Below are 19,763 nucleotides of genomic sequence, written 5' to 3'. Positions count from 1 at the left end.
AGATCTCATGAAAATCGCTCTCATCGGCGCTACCGGCTTCATCGGCTCGCGCCTGCTGGCCGAGCTGTCCGCCCGCGAACACGCGGTTTCGGCGATCACCCGCAACCCCGGAAAGGTCGCAGCGGCGACTGGTGTGACGCCGTTGAAAGGCGACGTCTTCGATCGCGACGGGCTGGCCAGCGTGCTCGCTGGCCATGACGCGGTGATCAGTGCCGTGCATTTCACCGCGAGCGACCCGGCGGTTCTGCTGGCCGCCGTCAAGCAATCCGGCGTGAAGCGCTATCTCGTCGTCGGTGGCGCGGGCAGTCTCGAGGTCGCGCCAGGCAAGCAGCTGTTCGACACGCCGGAGTTCCCGGCGATCTATCTGGCAGAGGCGAAGAAGGGCGGCGCCTTCCTCGAGCTGCTCAAGGGTGAGAGCCAACTGGACTGGACGTTCCTGTCACCCTCGGCGCTGATCCAGCCCGGCCAGCGCACCGGCAAGTTCCGCCTCGGCAGGGATCAGCTTCTGGTCGATGCGCAGGGCAAGAGCGCGATTTCGGCCGAGGACTACGCGATCGCATTGGTCGACGAACTGGAGAAGCCTGCCCACTCGCGCCAGCGCTTCACGGTCGGTTACTGAACCATCGCGAGCAATTCAGGCTTTCTGGTAGCGGCGGCGGCCGAGATGCAGGCCGCCGCCTGGCTCCGGCATGATGCCGGACCCGGCTAGGCCGGAGTTGTTCGATGCCGCCTTGGCGGGCTTCAGGGCGGGCTATGAAAGCCCGTCGCAGTTCAGCTGGAAGTACAAGTCGCCTGTTCGGAGCACCGCCCCTGCGTGACGCTGCACGCTTGCGCGCCACGCAGTTCAGTCTCGTCCCGGCCTGAAGCATCGGCCCGAAAAGTGGATTGCGGCTTTCGGAAAGGCCGACGCAAACCCAGGGGGTTGAATCATGGGATTGGATACGGGATCCGACCGCATGGATTAGAGATTGAAGACCCGGTGCGGCACCAGCTCGCCATTGCTGATCGAGCCAGTGGCGATGAGCACGCCGCCGCTGGTCGCATAGACAGCCTCGGCTTCGATCGGCGCATCGCGACCGCGCAATAGTGCGCTCTGGCCACGCTTCAGCCGCAGGGCCGCATCGCGATGGACCACGATCTCCGGAATGAGCTCAAGCGCTGCTGCGACCGGCCGGAGTGCGCCCTCGGCCTCTTCCTGGCTGCTGCGCAACGTCTCGACGGTCGTCGCCTCGGTCACCGTGAAGGGGCCGACGCGGGTGCGCCTGAGATGGGCGACATGCCCGAGGCAGCCGAGCGCAACGCCGAGATCGCGGGCGATGGCGCGTACATAGGTGCCCTTGCCACATTCGGCCTCGAACGTCGTCGTCGCGCCGTCATGGCTGACGATCGACAGCGCATCGATCTCGACCGGGCGGGGCTGCAGCACCACCTCTTCGCCATCCCGGGCGAGGTCATAGGCGCGCTCGCCGGCGATCTTGATGGCTGAGTATTTGGGGGGCGTTTGCAGGATCGTGCCCGTGAAGCGCGGCAGCAGGGCCGCGATGGCGTATTCCTGCGGGCGTAGCTCCGAGGTCGCAATCACACGGCCTTCGGTATCGTCGGTCTCGGTCTGCGAGCCCCAGGCGACGGTAAACTGATAGGCCTTCCGGCCATCCATGACGAAGGGGACTGTCTTGGTCGCCTCGCCCAGCGCGATCGGCAGCAGGCCTGAAGCGAGGGGGTCGAGCGTGCCGGCATGGCCGGCCTTCTTGGCGCTGAAGGCGCGCTTCACCACGCTGACCGCATGGGTAGAGGTCATGCCGACGGGCTTGTCGAGCACCACCCAACCATGCACGTCGCGCTTCTTCGGGCGGGGCTGCTGCGCGTGCGGAGGCGCCACTGTCTCGCTATTCGTCGTCATGATGGTCGTCTTGGTCGATCTTCAGGGGCTGGCGCAGCGTGTCGCGGCGCACCGAATCGGAATCGAGCAGCGCATCGATGCGTTCGGCCTCCGAGAAGCTCTCATCCTGGCGGAAGCGGATATCGGGCGCGTATTTCAGGTTCACCCGATGGGCGATCTCGCCCCGGATATAGCGCTTGTGGCCATCGAGCGCCTTCAGGACCGGCGCGATGTCATTGCCGCCGAGCGGCATGATGTAGGCCGTCGCGAGCTTGAGATCGGGCGAGAGGCGCACCTCCGGCACGGTGATGACATGCTTCGCCAGCACGTCGTCGTGAATGTCGCCGCGGGCGAGCATCTCGGCCAGTGCGTGACGGATGAGTTCGCCGACGCGCAATTGTCGCTGCGAGGGGCCGCTGGGTTTTGCTGGTCTTGCCATGGTTCTCGATCTCCGGACTCGGACCGGATGAGCGTGGATCGTAGAAACGTCATGGCCGGGCTTGGCCCGGCCATGACGTCAAGGTTCTGCGAAGGAGCGGGCGCTCGTCATCGTCAGGCGGTCGGGACAAGCCCGGCCGCGACGGATCACAGCGTCCGCTTGATCTCCTCGACGCGATAGCACTCGATCACGTCGCCAGCGCGCATGTCCTGATAATTCTCGAAGGACATGCCGCATTCCTGGCCGGCAACCACTTCCTTGGCGTCGTCCTTGAAGCGCTTGAGCTGCGAGAGCTTGCCCTCGTGGACCACGACATTGTCGCGGATCAGGCGGACATTGGCGCCGCGTTCGATCGTGCCGTCGGTGACGCGGCAGCCGGCGATCTTGCCGACCTTCGAGACGTTGAAGATCTCGAGGATCTGGGCATTGCCGAGCATCGTCTCGCGCAGGGTCGGAGCCAGCAGGCCCGACATCGCCGCCTTCACGTCATCCACGAGGTTGTAGATGATGTTGTAGTAGCGGATTTCGACGCCGGCCCGTTCGGCCGCCTCGCGCGCTTCCTTGTGGGCACGCACGTTGAAGCCGATCACAGCCGCGCCGGAAGCCTGGGCGAGCGTGATATCGGATTCGGTGATGCCGCCGACACCCGACTGCAGCACGCGTGCGCGCACCTCGTCGTTGCCGACCTTCTCGAGCGTGCCGACGATGGCCTCGACCGAACCCTGCACGTCGCCCTTGACGACGAGCGGGAATTCCTTGCGGCCAGCGCCTTCCTTGAGGTCGCGCATCATCTCCGCGAGCGAGCGGCCCGCTGCCGATCCACCGCCACGAGCTGCGATCCGGTCGCGCTTCTGACGCTCACGGTAATCGGTGACCTCACGGGCACGCGCTTCGGATTCGACAACCGCGACGCGGTCGCCGGCCTCAGGCGTGCCGTTGAATCCGAGAACCTCGACCGGCAGCGACGGGGGCGCCTCCTTGATCTGGGCACCGGTGTCGCCGATCAGGGCGCGCACGCGGCCCCATTCCGAGCCCGCCACGACGATGTCGCCGGTGCGCAACGTGCCGCGCTGGACGAGCACGGTCGCGACCGGGCCGCGGCCACGATCGAGCTTCGCCTCGATCACGGTGCCTTCGGCAGCGCGATCGGGATTGGCCTTGAGATCGAGCAGTTCAGCCTGCAGCGAGATAGCCTCGAGAAGCTTGTCGAGGTTCTGGCCGGTCTTGGCCGAAACCTCGATTTCCAGCGTCTCGCCGCCCAGCGTCTCGACCTGGATCTCGTATTGCAGCAGCTCGGACCGCACGCGGTCCGGGTTGGCGTCGGGCTTGTCGATCTTGTTGATCGCCACGATCAGCGGAACCTTGGCCGCCTTGGCGTGGTTGATGGCCTCGACCGTCTGCGGCATCACGCCGTCGTCGGCCGCCACCACGAGAACGACGATATCCGTCACCTTGGCACCACGTGCACGCATCGCCGTAAAGGCGGCGTGGCCCGGGGTATCGATGAAGGTCACCTTCGAGCCGGTCGGCGTCGTCACCTGATAGGCGCCGATATGCTGGGTGATGCCACCGGCCTCGCCGGTCACGACATGGGTCTGGCGGATCGCATCGAGCAGCGAGGTCTTGCCGTGGTCGACATGGCCCATGATGGTCACGACCGGGGGACGCTGGATCAGCATCTCATCGGTGTCGGGCGTATCGAACAGGCCTTCTTCGACGTCGGATTCGGCAACGCGCTTGACGGTGTGGCCCATTTCCTCGGCCACCAGCTGAGCAGTGTCGGCGTCGATCACGTCGGTGATCTTGTGCATCGCGCCCTGCTTCATCAGCAGGCGGATGACGTCGACGCCACGCTCGGTCATGCGGTTGGCGAGTTCCTGGATGGTGATCGTCTCGGGGATGATCACCTCGCGCATCACGCGTTCCTTGGCGACGTCCGAGGCACGGTGCCCGGTCATGCGCTGGACGCGACGGCGGAAGGCTGCAACCGACCGTGTCCGCTCGTCATCACCGCCGGTAGCGGTCGAGAGCGTCAGGCGGCCACGCGGCTTCTCACCGGCCTTGGGCGTCTTCGGGGCGGGAGTCGGCGCGCCGCGATTGGCAGCGCCGGGAGCGCCGCCGGGGCGACGGAACGCGGGCCTGGCCTCACCATCATCGGGGCGGCTGCGCGGGGCGCCGGCCGAAGGGGCCTGACGGGCCGGGCGGACGACGGCCGGCTCTGCGGGAGCGCTCGGATCACCGGCACGGGGGGGACGCGGTGCGTCGACCCGGGCAGGACGCGAGTCGAGCCGCGGCGGACGTGCACCGACGTCGCGCATCTGCGGACGTGCACCACCGAACTCGCGCGGACCGGATGCGGGCCGTGCGGCGGGAGCATAGGTTGAAGGCTGGGGCGGCTGCGCCTGCTGCTGCGGCGGAGCGGATGGAGCCGGGGCCGAGACCTGCTCACGCGGTTGCTGGGGGGCTGCCGGACGGGCGGCCTGGGCATCATCGCGCTGACGAGCGGCGACTTCGGCGCGACGCTTCTGCTCGTCTTCTTGACGACGGCGCTCTTCTTCCTCGCGCTGGCGAGCAAGAGCTGCCTCGCGCTCGGCCCGTTCGCGTTCTGCAACAAGCGCACGCTGGCGGGCTTCCTCTTCGGCCTGACGGCGCTCGTCGAGCTCACGCGCTCGAGAGTCGGACAGGGCGCGCTGACGCGCATCCTTCTCGTCGTCCGAGAGGGTGCGCAGCAGCATGCCGCCTGGCTTCGGAGCTGCGGGAGCCGGCTGGGGTACGACCGGACGCGGGGCAGCGGGCTGCACCGCGGGCTGTGGCGCACGAGCCACCGGCGCTTCCTTGACTTCGGGCCCACCGACGCGGCGCTTGACCTCGACGACGACCTGCTTCGAGCGCCCATGCGAGAAGCTTTGCCGAACCGTGCTCTGCTCGATCGGCCGCTTCAGCGTTAGGGTCTTCGGAGGGCTGACCGTCAAAGTCTTGTCGCCCGGGTTTTTGGTATCGCTCATTCCGCTTTCGGTCCTGCCGGTTCGGTCGTGTGTTCGTCTGTCTCGTCGAAATCCGTCGGGCTTTCCGGGCCCAACGCACCGGCATCGCCCATCCGGTAACGGACGAGCCGACGCCAGCGGGAGAGGAAACCCTCGGCCGCCGGTCCCGGAGCAAGGGCCGCATGTATCACATGTGACCGCCCCAACGCCAATTCCAAATCAGCCGCCGCGAATTCCGCGACGACAGGTGTGTTTCGGACCTTCAGCCCATCCTCGGCTCGCGCTGCCGCAACCCGCTTGAGAGCCTGTCCTATCTTGCGTCGGCCATCCTCGGCGCCATCGCTGGCTTCGATCACCGCGGCGAGACGTCCCGATCCGATAGAAGCCTCGACCTTGGCAAAGCCGGACGAAACCAGTCCCGCCTTGTTGGCCATGGCCAGCGCCTGAACTGCATCGCGATGCATCAAGCCATCGATCATAGCCGCAAGATCAGGCGGTATCATGACCTTGGTCTTGAGCGAGCGCTCGAAGGCCTTGCGCTTGATCGCCTCGGCGACCGTGGCCGCGCTGAGGCTCGTCCAGACGCCGCGGCCCGGAAGCTTGCGGCGCAAATCCGGCGTGAGAACCCCGTCGGGGCTGACCACGAACCGGATCAGATCCTCCGGCGCCTTGACCATGCGGGTCACGACGCAGCTGCGCTCAGGGCCGTCCTTGTGCGCGGGCCGCGCCGATTCCGGCCTTTTCATCACGCGCGCCTGACTCAGGCCTCGGCCGCTTCGCTGTCGGCCTCGGGCTCCTCAGCGGGAGCTTCGACCCAGCCCGCCTTGATGCGCGCGGCCATGATGATGGCCTCTGCATCCTGGCGCGACAGGTCGAACCCGTCGAGATAGCCGGAATGGCGTGTGCTCTCGCCATCCTTGCGTTCGGTCCAGCCGACGAGATCGTCAGTCGCGCAGCCCGCCAGATCCTCGACGGACTTCACATCGTTCTCGCCGAGCGCGACCATCATCGATGTGGTGATGCCCTCGACTTCGCGCAATGCGTCCTCGACACCCAGAGCACGACGCTTGTCGTCGAGCTCGGCTTCGACCGTGGCCAGGTATTCCTGAGCGCGTGACTGGATCTCGCCCGCCGTTTCCTCGTCGAAGCCTTCGATCGTGGCCAGTTCGGCGAGGTCGACGTAAGCGACCTCCTCGACCGAACGGAAGCCTTCCGAGGCCAGCAGCTGGCCGACGGTCTCGTCGACATTCAGCGCGTTCATGAAGGTCTCGGTGCGCTGCAGGAATTCCTTCTGGCGGCGCTCCGATTCCTCGGCCTCGGTCAGGATGTCGATATCCCAGCCGGTCAGCTGCGAGGCGAGGCGAACATTCTGACCGCGGCGGCCGATGGCGAGCGAGAGCTGCTCGTCGGGAACCACGACCTCGATCTTGTCGGCCTCTTCGTCGAGCACGACCTTCGCGACTTCAGCCGGCTGCAGTGCATTGACGACAAATGTCGCGACATCCGGCGACCACGGAATGATGTCGATCTTCTCGCCCTGCAGCTCGCCGACGACGGCCTGCACGCGCGAGCCCCTCATGCCGACGCAGGCGCCGACGGGATCGATCGAGGAATCGCGGCTGATCACGGCGATCTTGGCACGCGAGCCTGGGTCGCGGGCGACAGCCTTCACCTCGACGATGCCGTCATAGATCTCCGGCACTTCCTGGCCGAACAGCTTGGCCATGAACTGCGGATGCGTGCGCGACAGGAAGATCTGCGGGCCACGCGGCTCGCGGCGCACGTCGTAGACATAGGCGCGTGCACGGTCGCCGACCTTGAAGGTCTCGCGCGGGATCATCTCGTCGCGACGGATGATGGCTTCACCGCGGCCGAGATCGACGAAGACATTGCCGTACTCGACGCGCTTCACTGCGCCGTTGACGATCTCGCCGATGCGATCCTTGTACTCGTCATACTGGCGATCGCGCTCGGCCTCGCGCACCTTCTGCACGATGACCTGCTTGGCCGATTGAGCGGCGATGCGGCCGAAATCGAAGGGCGGCAGCGGATCGGAGATGACGTCGCCGACCTGGGCTGCCGGATTGTGGCGCTTGGCTTCGGCGAGCGTGATCTCGGTCGAGGTGTTCTCGACCTGCTCAACGACCTGCAGGTGGCGCGCCAGGCGAAGTTCGCCCGATTTGGTGTTGATCTCGGCATGAACGTCGGTCTCGGCGCCGTAGCGCGAGCGAGCGGCCTTGGCGATGGCGTCCTGCATCGCGTCGACGACGATCTGCCGATCGATCGATTTCTCGCGGGCGACGGCATCCGCGATCTGCAGCAGTTCGAGCCTGTTGGCGCTAACAGCCATGACGCTCACTCCTCTTCGTTGTCGTTCTGCGGAGCCGGCTTGGGCTGTGTGCCCGGGCGCGGTCCCAGTGATTTGCCCCTGCCCTTCTTCGGGCTGGCGATCTCGTCCGCCGGCGGCATCTCGGGCGGCAGGCCAGACTTGCCCCGCCGCAGTGATTCGGTGACCAGGGCGTCGGTCAGAACAAGCCGCGCTTCGCCAATGGCGTTCATCGGAATCGCGACGTCGCGCTCCTCCTCGGTCTTCGCATCGTCGCGCGAGAGCAGGGCCGTATCGCCCTCGACGCCACGCAGGATGCCGCGGAAGCGCTTGCGGCCGCCGACCAGCTCGTGCGTGTCGATCTTGGCAAGGTGACCGGACCAGCGCGCAAAATCGCTCGGGCGCACCAGCGGCCGGTCGATCCCCGGCGACGACACCTCGAGATGATACGCGGCCTGGATGGGATCGTCGACGTCGAGCGCCGGCGAAACCGCCTGGCTCACCGCCTCGCAACCCTCGACGGTCATCGTGCCGTCCGGGAGTTCGGCCATGATCTGCACGGTGCAACCGTTCTGGCCGGAGACGCGCACGCGCACCAGCCTGTAGCCGAGATCGATGATCGCCGGCTCGATGATGGCAGCGACACGCGCGGCCACACCGCTTTCGGTCACTACGCGCCTGTCCTGATCTGCTGCTGTCGGCTCGTTCATGTTCGGACTGCCTGCCTTCGCTCCGGCAGGGCTTGCGGCCAACAAAAAAGAGCGGGCCGGCCGGCCCGCTCTTGATCATCGGCTTACACCGAAACCAGAGCTGTTGCGTCGCTATTTAGTCCGCAACGGCCGGGCATGCAAGATCAAAGCTGTCCTGGCAGGAAGCAGGGTGTCGAAAGGAACGCCATGTAACGGCGATGGTGCTTCCATTCCGCGCCCGGCTTTATGCAATTGCGCTAACCGGCTGGTCATTCTTCTCGTCTAGCGTTGACCGATGGTGCGTAAAGAGGTTGCGTAATGAGTTCGGTCAGCGCGCTGTTGCGTGATCTTGAAGCGACGATGTCGCGAGGCTCGGGCGATGAGCGCGTCCAGATCCTGATGCGTCTGACCGATCTCTTCGTCAGCACGGCCGCGACGATGGGCGATGACCAGATCAGCGTCTTCGACGTGGTGATCGGCAGGCTTGCCCGCGCCATTGAAACCCGCGCGCGGGTCGAATTGTCCGAGCGGCTGTCCATCGTGCCGAATGCGCCAGGCGGCGTGGTGCGCCAGCTGGCGCTCGACGAGATCGCGGTTGCGCGGCCGGTTCTGGTCGGTTCACCCGTGCTGTCCGATCAGGATCTGGTTGCGATCTCCGCCGCAAAGGGGCGCGACCATATGCTCGCGATCACCGAGCGTCCGTATCTCGCCGAGCCGGTGACGGATTTCCTGATCCTGCGGGGCGGTCGTGTCGTGACCCACGCGGTTGCGGCCAACCAATCCGCCCGCTTCTCGCGGCATGGCATGGGCGTGCTGGTGATGCGTGCGGTCCAGGATGACGGCTTGCAGGCGACGCTGGGAACCCGGAGCGACATCCCGGCAGAGCTGGTCGAGCAATTGACGCTGGCTGCGAAGAATTCGGCGCGCCGCAGGCTCGCTGCGACGTTCGAGCCGGCGATGGGCGGAGCCGTCGACCGCGCGGTCGAGCGCAGCGCCGATGCGGTCGCCGCACAAGACCAGCTTCAGGACGATCTCGGCAAGTTCAGCGCTGCGCTGGCCGATATCAAGGCCTTCCATGATGAGGGCAGACTCGACGAGGCCAAGGTCGCCGAGCTCGCCGCTTCGGGCGCAATCGAACACGCCATCTGCGGCGTTGCCATCCTGGCGAGGCTCGGCCTGCAGGCGACGGAGCAGATCATCCTCGGCCCGGATCGCGACGCGGTGCTGCTCGTCGGCCGGGGGCTTGGCTGGTCCTGGGAGACTACTCGCGCCCTGATCACCCTGCGCAAGGGCGATGGCAAATCGGCACCTGCGGTCGAGCGGGCCCGCCAGAACTTCCGCAACCTGACGCCGGTGACGGCGCAGCGGGTCCTCGGCTTCCTCAGGATGCGCGACGGCGTGCAGTGAGATAGCTCGGTACGCGCCCGGCAGCGATGGCCTTGGCCTCGTAACGCGTGCGGATCCAGCCCGGATAGGGTTGGCGCCAGTGGTCGGCGCGCTCGTCGGCCCAGTCGAAATCCGGTGAGTGCAGCAGCCGCGACAAGGTCCAGCCGACATAGTCGTCGATATCGCTGGCGAAGCGGAAACGCCCACCCTTCCTCAGCGCCCGCGCGAACAGGGCGAGCGTCCGCTCCGAGACGAAACGGCGCTTGCGTTGCCTGCGCTTCGGCCAGGGATCGGGATAGAGCAGGTCGATCGCATCGAGGCCGCCTTCCGGCAGGCGCGGCAGCATCAGCGCGGCATCGCCATCCCAGAGCCGGACGTTGGTGAGGCCTTCCCGCTCGATCACCGCCAGGAACTTCGCCATGCCATTGACGAAGGGCTCGCAGCCGATGAAGCCGATCTCCGGACTCTCTCGCATGCGGGAGAGCAGATGCTCGCCGCCGCCAAAGCCGATCTCCAGCCGCACCGCCTCGACCGGCTTGGGAAACAATGCCTTCAGATCCAGGATCTCGCCTTCGGGCAGGCGCAGCCGTGGCAGGGTGCCCTCGATCAGCACGCTCTGACCTTCGCGTAGAGGCTTGCCCTTGCGCCGGCCGAAGAAGGCTCGTTCGAGATCTCTCTCCAGGTCTCGTTCTTCGCTCATGATCCCAAAACCCCGTCGTCACCGGCGAAAGCAAAAGGCCGGAGCGAGATCGCTCCGGCCTCTCCGGGATCCGGTAGACCGAACCCCGTCATAACATCCGCGCTGGATCAGGCTACGGCCTTCTTCAGCGTGTCGATCAGGTCGGTCTTCTCCCAGGAGAAGCTGCCGTCGCGACCGGCCTTCCGGCCGAAATGGCCATAGGAGGCAGACTTCGCGTAGATCGGCTTGTTGAGGTTGAGATGGGTCCGGATGCCGCGCGGGCTGAGATCCATCACCTCGCCCAGAGCCTTTTCGAGCTTGGCCTCGTCGACCTTGCCAGTGCCATGCAGGTCGACATAGATCGAGAGCGGCTTGGCAACGCCGATGGCGTAGGAGAGCTGGATCGTGCAGCGCTCGGCGAGCTTGGCGGCAACCACGTTCTTGGCGAGGTAGCGCGCAGCATAGGCAGCCGAACGATCGACCTTGGTCGGGTCCTTGCCGGAGAACGCGCCGCCGCCATGCGGGGCAGCGCCGCCATAGGTGTCGACGATGATCTTGCGGCCGGTCAGGCCGGCATCGCCATCAGGACCGCCGATCACGAACTTGCCGGTCGGATTGACGTGCCAGACGGTGTCCTTCGAGATCCAGCCCTCAGGCAGCGTCTCGCGGATATGCGGCTCGACGATCTTGCGGACATCCGCAGAGCTCAGCGAGTCGTCGAGATGCTGGGTCGAGAGCACGATCTGCGTGACGCCGACCGGCTTGCCGTTCTCGTACTTGACGGTGACCTGGCTCTTGGCATCGGGGCCGAGCTTGGCGGCCGGTCCTTCACCCGCATGGCGGGCCTTGGCCAGGACTTCGAGGATCTTGTGGGCGTAGTAGATCGGCGCCGGCATCAGCTCGGGCGTCTCGCGGCAGGCGTAGCCGAACATGATGCCCTGATCGCCCGCGCCTTCTTCCTTGTTGCCGGCGGCGTCGACGCCCTGGGCAATGTCGGCCGATTGCGAGTGCAGCAGCACGTCGATCTTGCACTTCTTCCAGTGGAAGCCGTCCTGCTCGTAGCCGATCGCGCGGATCGCTTTGCGGGCCGCCGACTTGACCTTGCTCTTCAGCGCCTTCTCGTCGAGCGAGGTGCGGACCTCACCGGCGATGACGACGCGGTTCGTCGTGGCCAGGGTCTCGCAAGCGACGCGCACCTGGGCCGGATCCATCCCCGCCTTGACGGCCTCCTTGAAGAACAGATCGACGACCTCGTCGGAAATCCGGTCGCAAACCTTGTCAGGATGACCTTCGGAAACGGACTCGCTGGTGAAGAGATAGTTCTGGCGTGACACGGACGAAGGATCCTTCATGCACGGACAAGCTGGTGGCCGCCAGCACGGACCCTGCCGGTGCGGGGCGCAGCGTTCTTGCAGCGAACGTGTTCGCCGTCAAGCGCTCAAATCCGTTTATCGGGAGAAACGTTCGTCAAGACGAACGCCAAGACGCTTCAATCAGGGCTTTTCAGCGTGTTCCTCGGCAATGGCCTCAACCAGATCGATAACCCGGCGTCGAACCTGCCCATTTTTAATGCGCACGAAGGCCTTGGTGAGTTGCACGCCTTCGCTGGTCGCCAGGAAATCCGAAATATAGGTCGTGGAGGCGGCGTCCGAGAAGCCTCCCGACGGCATGTCGCCGGACGGGGCGCCCTCGAAGAAAAAGGAGACCGGCACATCCAGCATCTTGGCGATTTGCTGCAAGCGGCTGGCGCTGATGCGGTTTGCGCCCTTTTCGTATTTCTGAACCTGCTGGAAGGTCAGCCCAAGTGCTTCACCAAGTTTTTCCTGGCTGACGCCGGCAAGCATGCGGCGCATCCGGACGCGGCTGCCAACATGGCGATCGATCGGATTGGGGATTTTCTTCAGCATGGATCGACGGGCCTCGGATCAGGGGCATTCTGCCGAAGCCGCAATCCGGCAGTGTCCTATGGTCAAACACAATACACTAGTTTCAACTGAATTGCTTCTTAAACGACATCTTCCGCGCTGGGAATAGTTCCAGTTGGAATTATTTTGAAAGTCGCAACCGCGAGATGAGCAAGAATATTACAACAAGGCCTGCAAAAATGACATCCCCGAGCTGCGCGTAAGGCGTAACAGAGGCGTGACTGGGCAGGGCCGAGTCAAGCACCCCCTCGCTCCCGAGCGGCAGGCTGCCGGTGATCCGGCCATAGGCGTCGATCACGGCGGATATGCCGGTATTGGCGACGCGCACCAGGGGCAATCCCTGCTCGACGGCCCGCAACCGGGCCTGGGCGAGATGCTGGTAAGGACCGCTCGTCTGACCGAACCAGCCGTCATTCGTGAGATTGAGCATGAAGCCGGGTCTCGGGCCCTGCGGCATCACCTCGCCGGGAAACACGGCCTCATAGCAGATCAGCGATGCGACCGGCGGCAAGCCGCGCACGGTGAGCGGTGTCCGGCGGGCGCCGGCCGTGAAACCGCCGGGAACGGCGACGAATTCGGACAGTCCGACACTGCGGATCAGCGTCTCGAGGAACGCGGGCAGGTATTCCCCGAACGGCACGAGATGGACCTTGTCATAGCTCGCGACGATCACGCCCTGATCGTCGACAACCTGGACCGAATTGAAGATCGGCGGCCGACTTTCGCCCGGCAGCGTTTCGCCGGCGCGGGCTGCGCCGGTGATCAAGGTTGTGTTCGGCGGCAGCAGGGCCGCGATCCGCGACAGCGCGCCCGGGGTTCGTCCGAGCAGGAAAGGGAAGGCCGATTCCGGCCAGATCAGATGGGTGACGTCCTGGACGCCCAGAGTCGCGGGACTTGTCGCCCGGTCGCTGAGCGCAAGATAGCGGTTGAGGATCGCTTCGCCGTTGCGCGGATTGAACTTGGCGTCCTGCGGCAGATTGGGCTGCATCAGGCGAAGTTTCACGCCGGGGACGGTGGGCGATGGCGCGGCGGGAATGCGCCAAGCACCAAAGCCGAGCAGCCCGCACAGGACCGCGAGCGCCAGAACTGGCGCCTGCCAGCGCTCCGGGCCCGGCTTGCCGGTGCCGAGCATCGCCGGCACTGCGCCGAGCGCGACCGCCACCAAGGTCAGGCCGTAAAGGCCGGCGACTGAGGCGAACTGCGCAATCCATGGCTGACCGGCCAGCATCATGCCGTAGACGTTCCAGGGAAAGCCCGTCAGCACATGCCCGCGCAGCCACTCGCTCAAGGCGAGCGCGACGGCGAGGATGAGGATGCGGCCGCCGCCATGTGGCCAGACCAGGCGGGCGGCACCGAAGGCCAGGGCGGGAAAGACGGCGAGGAAGGCGGGCAGGGCAATGACGCCGAGCGGCATGGCCCAGGCGAATTTGTCGGCCTCGACGAGAAAGGCAGCACCAAGCCACCACAGTCCTGCGAGAAAGAAGCCAAAACCCCACCACCAGCCGGCAGCCATGGCGGCGCGGAAGCGCGCCCCGCGACTTGTGCCGACTGCGCCGTCGATCAGCCAGACCGCAATGGTCATCGGCACGACGATCAGTGGCCAGAGATCGAGGGGCGGCAGGGCGAGGGCGCCGCTGGCGCCGGCGACGAGCGCGATCAGGCGCTTCGGCCAGCCCCAAGCGAGGATGACCCTGTCGGCCAGGGCGGCAAGGCGCATCAGCCGGGATCCGTCGTCGCAGGAGCCTCGGAGACGGTGGGAACATTCCGATGGATGCGCAGCCGCTTGATGCGGCGCGGGTCGGCGTCGAGAATCTCGAAGGCGAGCCCCTCGGGCCCCTGGATCAGCTCGCCCCGTGCCGGGACGTGCCCGGCGAGCGTGACGATGAGCCCGCCGAGCGTGTCGACGTCCTCGGCGACGTCAGTCTCGGAAAGGTCGATCCCGGTTGCGTCCTTCAGGTCTTCGAGTGTCGCGCGGGCATCGGCGGTGAAACGGTTCTCGCCAGCCACCGCGATCGTCGGCGCGGTGTCGAGATCATGCTCGTCCTCGATATCGCCGACCACGATCTCGACCAGGTCCTCGATCGAGACCAGGCCATCGGTGCCACCATATTCATCGATGACGAGGGCGATATGTGTGCGGGTGGCCTGCATCCTGACCAGCAGATCGACGGCAGGCATCGACGGCGGCACGTAGAGCACGGGCCGCAGGATCTTGGCCGAAGCCAGAGTGACGGAAAGATCGATCGCGCCGAGATTGGGGCCGGCCGTTCCGGGCTGCGCGCCGCGGCGACCGGGTTTGGCCCGGGCTGCGATGAAATCGAGAAAATCGCGGATATGGACCATGCCGCGGGGGTCATCGAGCGTCTCGCCATAGACCGGGAGGCGCGAATGGCCGGCGGTGCGGAACAGGGCCAGCAATTCGCCGAGTGTTGCCTCGGACTGGACCGCGATGATGTCGGCGCGCGGGACCATGACATCGGCGATGCGGCGCTCGCGCAGGCTCAGAACATTGGAGAGCATGGCCCGCTCCTGCGGGCTCAGATCGGCGAGCTGCCCGCTCCCCTGGGCGAGCGCTTCGGTGATGTCCTCGCGAATCGTTGCCCCGTTCCGCAGGCCCAGCCGGTCGAGGAAATGGCTCAGCCATTGTGCCAGGCCGCGACTGGGAGGTTCACTTGGGGAGGGTCTACTGTCGTCGCTCATGGTACGGGGTGATCTGCCTTGGTCTGTGCCGCTGGAGCGGCTTCTGGTTCGGTGCCGGCATAGGGATTGGCGATGCCGAGGCTCGCGAGCGCGGCGATCTCGAGCCCTTCCATCCGCGTCGCTTCGGCTTCGGTCTCGTGATCCTCGCCCAGCACGTGCAGGAGGCCGTGGATGACGAGATGGCTGAGATGGTCGCCCATGCTCTTGCCTTCGCTCTCGGCTTCGCGCGCAACGGTTTCATAGGCCAGCACGATATCGCCGAGGACGGGGCTCGAGCCTATGCGCTCCGGCGTGGCGGCTGGAAAGGAGAGCACATTCGTCGCCTTGTCGAAGCCACGCCAGTCGCGATTGACGATGCGGATGCGCTTGTCGTCGGTGAAGAGAAGGCTGAGCTCTGCTTCGGCCAGCGGCTTGATGGCGGCGACGGTGAGCGCAGCCTCCGTTGCCCGGGCGACGCGCTCGCGCAGGTCCGCGAGCTCGCGCCAGCGGCGCGACTGCAGGCGGATGTCGATCGCGAGGCTTTGCGTTCGCGGCGCTGCGCGCCGCGAACGAGGTCGATCGTTCATCGCGGCCTCTCCCGCGACAATGTGCGCCGCAGACCCTCGCTGTGGTCTTCAGGCGCCGCCTCGGCGACGACGGACCGGGCACGCTCCTCGCGCTCATCCCGCTCTCGGCGGGAAGCATCCTCGTAAGCCATCACGATGCGGCGCACGAGATCGTGCCGGACCACGTCGCCTTCCTCGAAGCGGGCATGGCCGACGCCCTCCACACCGGCCAAGAGCCTCACGGCCTCGACCAATCCCGAGCGCTGTCCCGACGGCAGATCGATCTGGCTCGGATCGCCCGTGATGATCATACGCGAGCCCTCGCCGAGGCGGGTGAGGAACATCTTCATCTGCACGGAGGTCGCATTCTGAGCCTCGTCGAGCAGCACGACCGCATTGGTCAGGGTCCGTCCGCGCATGAAAGCGAGCGGAGCGATCTCGATCATGCCGGTCTGCAGGGCGCGCTCGACATGCCGCGCCTCCATGAAGTCGTTCAGCGCGTCATAGATCGGGCGCAGATAGGGATCGACCTTCTCGCGCATGTCGCCGGGCAGGAAGCCGAGGCGTTCGCCGGCCTCGACGGCCGGACGTGACAGCACCATGCGCTCGACCACGCCCTGCTCGATCAGCGAGACGGCATGCCCGACCGCGAGCCAGGTCTTGCCGGTGCCGGCCGGCCCCTCCGCGAGGACGAGCTCGTGGCGCTTGAGCTGGCGCAGATATGCATCCTGCGCCGCATTCCGGGCCCGCACCGGCCCGCGCTTGCGGGTGACGATCGCCTCGAACGAGGCCTTGCCGGTATTTTCCGCCGGGAACAGCGAACGCTGGACGTTGCTTTCCTCGATGGCTCCGTCGACCTCGCCGAGATTGAGCGGAGCGCCCGCCTTGGCGCGGGTATAGAGCGTCTTCAGCACGCGCCCGGCCTGCTCGGCCGTCTCGCGCGGGCCCTTGACGGTGACATGGTTGCCGTTCGGGCTGATCACGACACCGAGCCGGCGCTCAAGATGAGCCAGATTCTGGTCGTATTGACCGAAGACCAGACTCGCCAGCCGGTTATCCTCGAAGGACAACACGACTTCCGTGGCGGGGACCCCGTCGCGTGTCAGGCTCTCGACACGTGGCGATGCGCCCTCGCGGCGCGGCTCTCGATCGGATCTCGGGGTCACCTGGTCAGTCTGTGCCAATAGAGTCGTCTCCCTGGCGCGCGTGCCCGGCCGAACAGGGGCGTGAGGCCGGGTAGTCCTTCGGCATATCCGGACGCGTCGATCTCATCCTGATGACAGGCATTGAGAACTGGCTCGAAAGCTGGGCCTGGTGATCTGGCGCTCACGCGGCGAGCTCCTCTGGCCCGGCCTCGCGGCCGAACAGCGAATTGGAGCCAGCCCGTTCGATCAGCACCTTCACCATGTCGCCGATCTGATTCGCCTTGGTGTCGATCTGCACAGCCTGAAGGTATGGCGATTTCCCTGCAAGCTGTCCCGGGTGACGTCCGGCACGTTCCAACAGGACATCGACGGTGCGGCCGACCATGGCGTGGTTGAAGGCCTGCCGATGATGCTCGACGCGCTCCTGCAGGCGCTGCAGCCGTTCGCTCATCTCTTCCGGGGCGATCTGGTGCTCCAGCTCGGCCGCGGGCGTGCCCGGACGGGGCGAGTATTTGAAGGTGTAGCTCGAAGCGAAGCCGATATCCTCGACCAGCCGCAGCGTCTCGGCGAAATCCGCCTCGGTCTCGCCGGGGAAGCCGACGATGAAGTCGGAGGACAACGCGATGTCGGGCCGCGCCTTGCGCACGCGCTCGATCAACAGGCGATACTCGTCCGCCGTGTGCTTGCGATTCATGGCTGCCAGGATGCGGTCCGAGCCCGCCTGCACCGGCAGGTGCAGGAACGGCATGACCTGCGGCAGGTCGCGATGGGCGGCGATCAAATCGTCGTCCATGTCGCGCGGGTGGCTCGTCGTATAGCGAATGCGGGCAATGCCTGCGATCTCGGCGACGCGGTGCATCAGCCGCGCCAGGCCCCAGATCTGCCCGTCGGGGCCTTCGCCATGATAGGCATTGACGTTCTGGCCGATCAGCGTGACGTCGCGCACGCCGGCATCGGCCAGCCGCTCGATCTCACTGACGAGTGCCGTGACCGGCCGCGAGAATTCGGCGCCCCGCGTATAGGGGACGACGCAGAAGGCGCAGAACTTGTCGCAGCCTTCCTGGATGGTGACGAAAGCCGAGATGCCGCGGCCCCGGATGGCCGCAGGTTTCGGCGCTGGCAGAAAGCCAAACTTGTCGTCGATCGGCAGGTCCGTGTCGACGACGCGCTTGCGCTTCGCCTCCGCCAGCAGCTCCGGCAGCCGGTGATAGGCTTGCGGGCCGACGACGAGGTCCACGGCAGGCTGCCGGCGCTGGATTTCCGCGCCTTCAGCCTGGGCAACGCAGCCGGCGACGACGATTCTCGTCTCCTGGCCGGCCGCGTTCTGGCCGTTCTTCAGGTCGCGCAGCTTGCCGAGCTCGGTATAGACCTTCTGCACCGCGCGGTCGCGGATATGACAGGTGTTGAGCAGGATGAGGTCCGCGCCTTCCGGCGCCGCCGTCTCCTCGTAGCCTTGCGCGGCAAGGATGTCGGCCATGCGCTGCCCGTCATAGACGTTCATCTGGCAGCCGAAGGACTTGATGTGGACTTTCTTCATCGTTTCGGATCGGGTCTCCAAACCGTCTCCTTACTCTGGATCGCGCGCCGTGAAAATGACCTCGCGCTATGCGCCCTTCACAAAGCAACATCCGCGCCAATACGCGCAATGACCTTCACGAGACCGGCCGTCCGGTCACCGCCTCGCGACGAGCGCGGCGGATCGCCTGCTCCGCCCGCCGGGTCGCGACCTTCCGCGAGGTCTCGTGGCCCATGCGGATCGGCTCGCCCCATGCGAGCTCAACGTCGATCGCACCGGAATTGAGCATGGCTTTAAGATGGGGTGCGAGCTCCGTATCGCCATACCACGCCAGCGACGAACGCTCGACGCGTCCGCCCGCCATCCCGTGAAAGCCGGTATAGGTGATCGAGAGCGGATAGACCGTGATGTCGCCGTTATTGTCATTGCGGCCGAGCGCTTCGTGAACGGCGCCGAGCAGGGAAGACCGCAGCGGCAATGTTCTCGTGCCGTCGCCCGTGGTGCCTTCGGCAAAGAGCACCACGGCCTGCCCGTCGGAAATTCGCTTGCCCATCTGGGCGGTGATGCCGGCGGTTGCGGTCTTGCGCGTTCGGTCGATGAACAGCGTGCGCTGCACTGCGGCCAGGAAGCCGATCAACGGCCAGGTCGCAACCTCGGCCTTGGCAACAAAGGAAAGCGGCTGCGCGGCGCCGATCACTGGAATGTCGAGCCAGGAGACATGGTTCGCGACGATCAGTCCGCCTGCGCCCTTCGGCGGCGGGGTGCCGCGGACATGACGCCGGACACCGAGGCAGGTGCAGGCCAGCCGATGAAACCACAGCGGCACGGTCCAGCCATGGCGTGGCCCAAGGCGCAATGCGACGAGCTGCACCGGGACAAGCGCGACAGTGCCGAGACCGAGCAGGACGAGCCGCAGGATCGCGCCGGGGCGTAAACCATTCATGCGGGGCGTGGCTCCCGTCGCGCGGATCGCGAAAGTGTGAAGGACAGAAATCCGGTGCGCTTCATGGACGACGTGGCTGCCGCTGTCACGCGAGATCGAGCCGCATGGTGACGGCGGTGGCGCGCGTGCCGTCGGCCTTGGGATAGTAGCCCTTGCGCCGCCCGACCTCGCGAAAGCCGAAATGCCGGTAGAGCCGGTCGGCAGCGGCGTTGCCGTCTTCCACCTCGAGATAGACATGGGCGACGCCCAGGCCAGCGAGTTGGCTGAGATGGGCCGAGAGCAATGCGCGACCAAGTCCGCTGCCGCGCTGGCGGGGCGAGACGACGATGCTCAGGATCTCGGCCTCGTCCACGGCCCGTCGAGACATCACGAAGCCGGCGGGGTTAGGCTCGTTGCCGGCGAACACGCCGTCGGCGACGACGGCGCTGTCCACCAGAAGCCCCGCGCATTCTCCGGGCTCCCAGCCGCGGGCGAAGCCGCCGAGATGATGAAGTGCCGCAACATGGCGTGCATGCCGCACGTCGAGGCGCGCTGTCCGCGCCGGCGCAGCGTGAGGGTGCAGAAGTTTACGCAGCCAATCCATGCCGCTTGATCGCATGTTCCCGGG

At 66.1% G+C, this 19,763-nt stretch carries 18 protein-coding genes; 2 read left to right on the top strand and 16 right to left on the bottom strand.

Going from position 1 to position 19,763, the window contains the following annotated elements; translation table 11 throughout:
* The first annotated feature begins 7 nt into the window (after positions 1 to 7).
* Positions 8 to 619, top strand: a complete 612-nt coding sequence (locus AC1DGP_RS07960; protein ID WP_441505096.1) for an NAD(P)-dependent oxidoreductase — start codon at positions 8 to 10, stop codon at positions 617 to 619.
* Positions 620 to 961: 342 nt separating this feature from the next.
* Here the strand turns inward: AC1DGP_RS07960 and truB are convergent, their stop codons facing one another.
* The 6 genes from truB to rimP form a co-directional block, all read right to left on the bottom strand.
* Positions 962 to 1,900, bottom strand: coding sequence for a tRNA pseudouridine(55) synthase TruB (gene truB / locus AC1DGP_RS07955; protein WP_476767842.1), 939 nt, complete (start codon positions 1,898 to 1,900; stop codon positions 962 to 964).
* The gene (gene rbfA / locus AC1DGP_RS07950; protein WP_441492025.1) at positions 1,887 to 2,318 is read right to left on the bottom strand and encodes a 30S ribosome-binding factor RbfA; all 432 of its coding nucleotides are present in this window, start codon (positions 2,316 to 2,318) and stop codon (positions 1,887 to 1,889) included. The genes truB and rbfA overlap by 14 nt, the downstream gene beginning before the upstream one ends.
* Before the next feature lie 146 nt (positions 2,319 to 2,464).
* Positions 2,465 to 5,323 (bottom strand): translation initiation factor IF-2, encoded by a 2,859-nt coding sequence (gene infB, locus AC1DGP_RS07945; protein WP_476831952.1) that lies wholly within the window; start codon positions 5,321 to 5,323, stop codon positions 2,465 to 2,467.
* On the bottom strand, positions 5,320 to 6,048 hold the full coding sequence (locus AC1DGP_RS07940; RefSeq protein WP_441492023.1) for an RNA-binding protein: 729 nt from the start codon (positions 6,046 to 6,048) through the stop codon (positions 5,320 to 5,322). Before AC1DGP_RS07940 ends, infB begins: the two co-directional genes overlap by 4 nt.
* 14 nt (positions 6,049 to 6,062) lie before the next feature.
* A complete protein-coding gene (gene nusA / locus AC1DGP_RS07935) occupies positions 6,063 to 7,652 on the bottom strand; it encodes a transcription termination factor NusA (RefSeq protein WP_069878570.1) in 1,590 nt (529 codons plus the stop codon).
* A gap of 5 nt (positions 7,653 to 7,657) precedes the next feature.
* Positions 7,658 to 8,338, bottom strand: a complete 681-nt coding sequence (gene rimP / locus AC1DGP_RS07930) for a ribosome maturation factor RimP (RefSeq protein WP_441492022.1) — start codon at positions 8,336 to 8,338, stop codon at positions 7,658 to 7,660.
* Between the two features lie 297 nt (positions 8,339 to 8,635).
* Between rimP and AC1DGP_RS07925 the strand changes: the two genes are divergently transcribed.
* Positions 8,636 to 9,724, top strand: a complete 1,089-nt coding sequence (locus AC1DGP_RS07925) for a DUF2336 domain-containing protein (RefSeq protein ID WP_441492021.1) — start codon at positions 8,636 to 8,638, stop codon at positions 9,722 to 9,724.
* Here the strand turns inward: AC1DGP_RS07925 and trmB are convergent.
* From trmB to AC1DGP_RS07875, 10 genes are all read right to left on the bottom strand, one after another.
* Positions 9,699 to 10,403: a tRNA (guanine(46)-N(7))-methyltransferase TrmB gene (gene trmB / locus AC1DGP_RS07920; RefSeq protein WP_441505091.1), complete on the bottom strand. Its 705-nt coding sequence runs from the start codon at positions 10,401 to 10,403 to the stop codon at positions 9,699 to 9,701. The genes AC1DGP_RS07925 and trmB overlap by 26 nt on opposite strands.
* 107 nt (positions 10,404 to 10,510) lie before the next feature.
* Positions 10,511 to 11,716 carry a methionine adenosyltransferase gene (metK, locus tag AC1DGP_RS07915; RefSeq protein WP_441492019.1) on the bottom strand — a complete coding sequence of 402 codons (1,206 nt, stop codon included), beginning with the start codon at positions 11,714 to 11,716 and terminating at the stop codon, positions 10,511 to 10,513.
* A gap of 159 nt (positions 11,717 to 11,875) precedes the next feature.
* The gene (locus AC1DGP_RS07910; RefSeq protein WP_069878567.1) at positions 11,876 to 12,289 is read right to left on the bottom strand and encodes a helix-turn-helix domain-containing protein; all 414 of its coding nucleotides are present in this window, start codon (positions 12,287 to 12,289) and stop codon (positions 11,876 to 11,878) included.
* Between the two features lie 139 nt (positions 12,290 to 12,428).
* A complete protein-coding gene (gene lnt, locus AC1DGP_RS07905; protein WP_476831951.1) occupies positions 12,429 to 14,024 on the bottom strand; it encodes an apolipoprotein N-acyltransferase in 1,596 nt (531 codons plus the stop codon).
* Entirely contained in the window at positions 14,024 to 15,007 is a 984-nt protein-coding gene (locus AC1DGP_RS07900) for a hemolysin family protein (protein WP_441492017.1), read from the bottom strand. The genes lnt and AC1DGP_RS07900 overlap by 1 nt, the downstream gene beginning before the upstream one ends.
* A complete protein-coding gene (gene ybeY, locus AC1DGP_RS07895; RefSeq protein ID WP_441492016.1) occupies positions 15,004 to 15,573 on the bottom strand; it encodes an rRNA maturation RNase YbeY in 570 nt (189 codons plus the stop codon). The genes AC1DGP_RS07900 and ybeY overlap by 4 nt, the downstream gene beginning before the upstream one ends.
* On the bottom strand, positions 15,570 to 16,658 hold the full coding sequence (locus AC1DGP_RS07890; RefSeq protein ID WP_084652191.1) for a PhoH family protein: 1,089 nt from the start codon (positions 16,656 to 16,658) through the stop codon (positions 15,570 to 15,572). The genes ybeY and AC1DGP_RS07890 overlap by 4 nt, the downstream gene beginning before the upstream one ends.
* A 220-nt stretch (positions 16,659 to 16,878) precedes the next feature.
* The gene (miaB, locus tag AC1DGP_RS07885; RefSeq protein ID WP_441492015.1) at positions 16,879 to 18,234 is read right to left on the bottom strand and encodes a tRNA (N6-isopentenyl adenosine(37)-C2)-methylthiotransferase MiaB; all 1,356 of its coding nucleotides are present in this window, start codon (positions 18,232 to 18,234) and stop codon (positions 16,879 to 16,881) included.
* Between the two features lie 115 nt (positions 18,235 to 18,349).
* A complete protein-coding gene (locus AC1DGP_RS07880) occupies positions 18,350 to 19,156 on the bottom strand; it encodes a lysophospholipid acyltransferase family protein (protein ID WP_476831950.1) in 807 nt (268 codons plus the stop codon).
* An 85-nt stretch (positions 19,157 to 19,241) separates the two neighbouring features.
* On the bottom strand, positions 19,242 to 19,739 hold the full coding sequence (locus AC1DGP_RS07875) for a GNAT family N-acetyltransferase (RefSeq protein WP_441505087.1): 498 nt from the start codon (positions 19,737 to 19,739) through the stop codon (positions 19,242 to 19,244).
* Positions 19,740 to 19,763 lie beyond the last annotated feature (24 nt).

Source organism: Allobosea sp. 05T433 (assembly GCF_056396065.1).
This window is presented reverse-complemented; position numbering and strand designations above follow the sequence as displayed.

Coding starts and splice junctions, on each gene's coding strand:
- AC1DGP_RS07960 (WP_441505096.1), top strand. CDS start 8: ATGAAAATCGCTCTCATCGGCGCTACCGGCTTCATCGGCTCGCGCCTG.
- truB (WP_476767842.1), bottom strand. CDS start 1,900: ATGACGACGAATAGCGAGACAGTGGCGCCTCCGCACGCGCAGCAGCCC.
- rbfA (WP_441492025.1), bottom strand. CDS start 2,318: ATGGCAAGACCAGCAAAACCCAGCGGCCCCTCGCAGCGACAATTGCGC.
- infB (WP_476831952.1), bottom strand. CDS start 5,323: ATGAGCGATACCAAAAACCCGGGCGACAAGACTTTGACGGTCAGCCCT.
- AC1DGP_RS07940 (WP_441492023.1), bottom strand. CDS start 6,048: ATGAAAAGGCCGGAATCGGCGCGGCCCGCGCACAAGGACGGCCCTGAG.
- nusA (WP_069878570.1), bottom strand. CDS start 7,652: ATGGCTGTTAGCGCCAACAGGCTCGAACTGCTGCAGATCGCGGATGCC.
- rimP (WP_441492022.1), bottom strand. CDS start 8,338: ATGAACGAGCCGACAGCAGCAGATCAGGACAGGCGCGTAGTGACCGAA.
- AC1DGP_RS07925 (WP_441492021.1), top strand. CDS start 8,636: ATGAGTTCGGTCAGCGCGCTGTTGCGTGATCTTGAAGCGACGATGTCG.
- trmB (WP_441505091.1), bottom strand. CDS start 10,403: ATGAGCGAAGAACGAGACCTGGAGAGAGATCTCGAACGAGCCTTCTTC.
- AC1DGP_RS07910 (WP_069878567.1), bottom strand. CDS start 12,289: ATGCTGAAGAAAATCCCCAATCCGATCGATCGCCATGTTGGCAGCCGC.
- lnt (WP_476831951.1), bottom strand. CDS start 14,024: ATGCGCCTTGCCGCCCTGGCCGACAGGGTCATCCTCGCTTGGGGCTGG.
- AC1DGP_RS07900 (WP_441492017.1), bottom strand. CDS start 15,007: ATGAGCGACGACAGTAGACCCTCCCCAAGTGAACCTCCCAGTCGCGGC.
- ybeY (WP_441492016.1), bottom strand. CDS start 15,573: ATGAACGATCGACCTCGTTCGCGGCGCGCAGCGCCGCGAACGCAAAGC.
- miaB (WP_441492015.1), bottom strand. CDS start 18,234: ATGAAGAAAGTCCACATCAAGTCCTTCGGCTGCCAGATGAACGTCTAT.
- AC1DGP_RS07880 (WP_476831950.1), bottom strand. CDS start 19,156: ATGAATGGTTTACGCCCCGGCGCGATCCTGCGGCTCGTCCTGCTCGGT.
- AC1DGP_RS07875 (WP_441505087.1), bottom strand. CDS start 19,739: ATGGATTGGCTGCGTAAACTTCTGCACCCTCACGCTGCGCCGGCGCGG.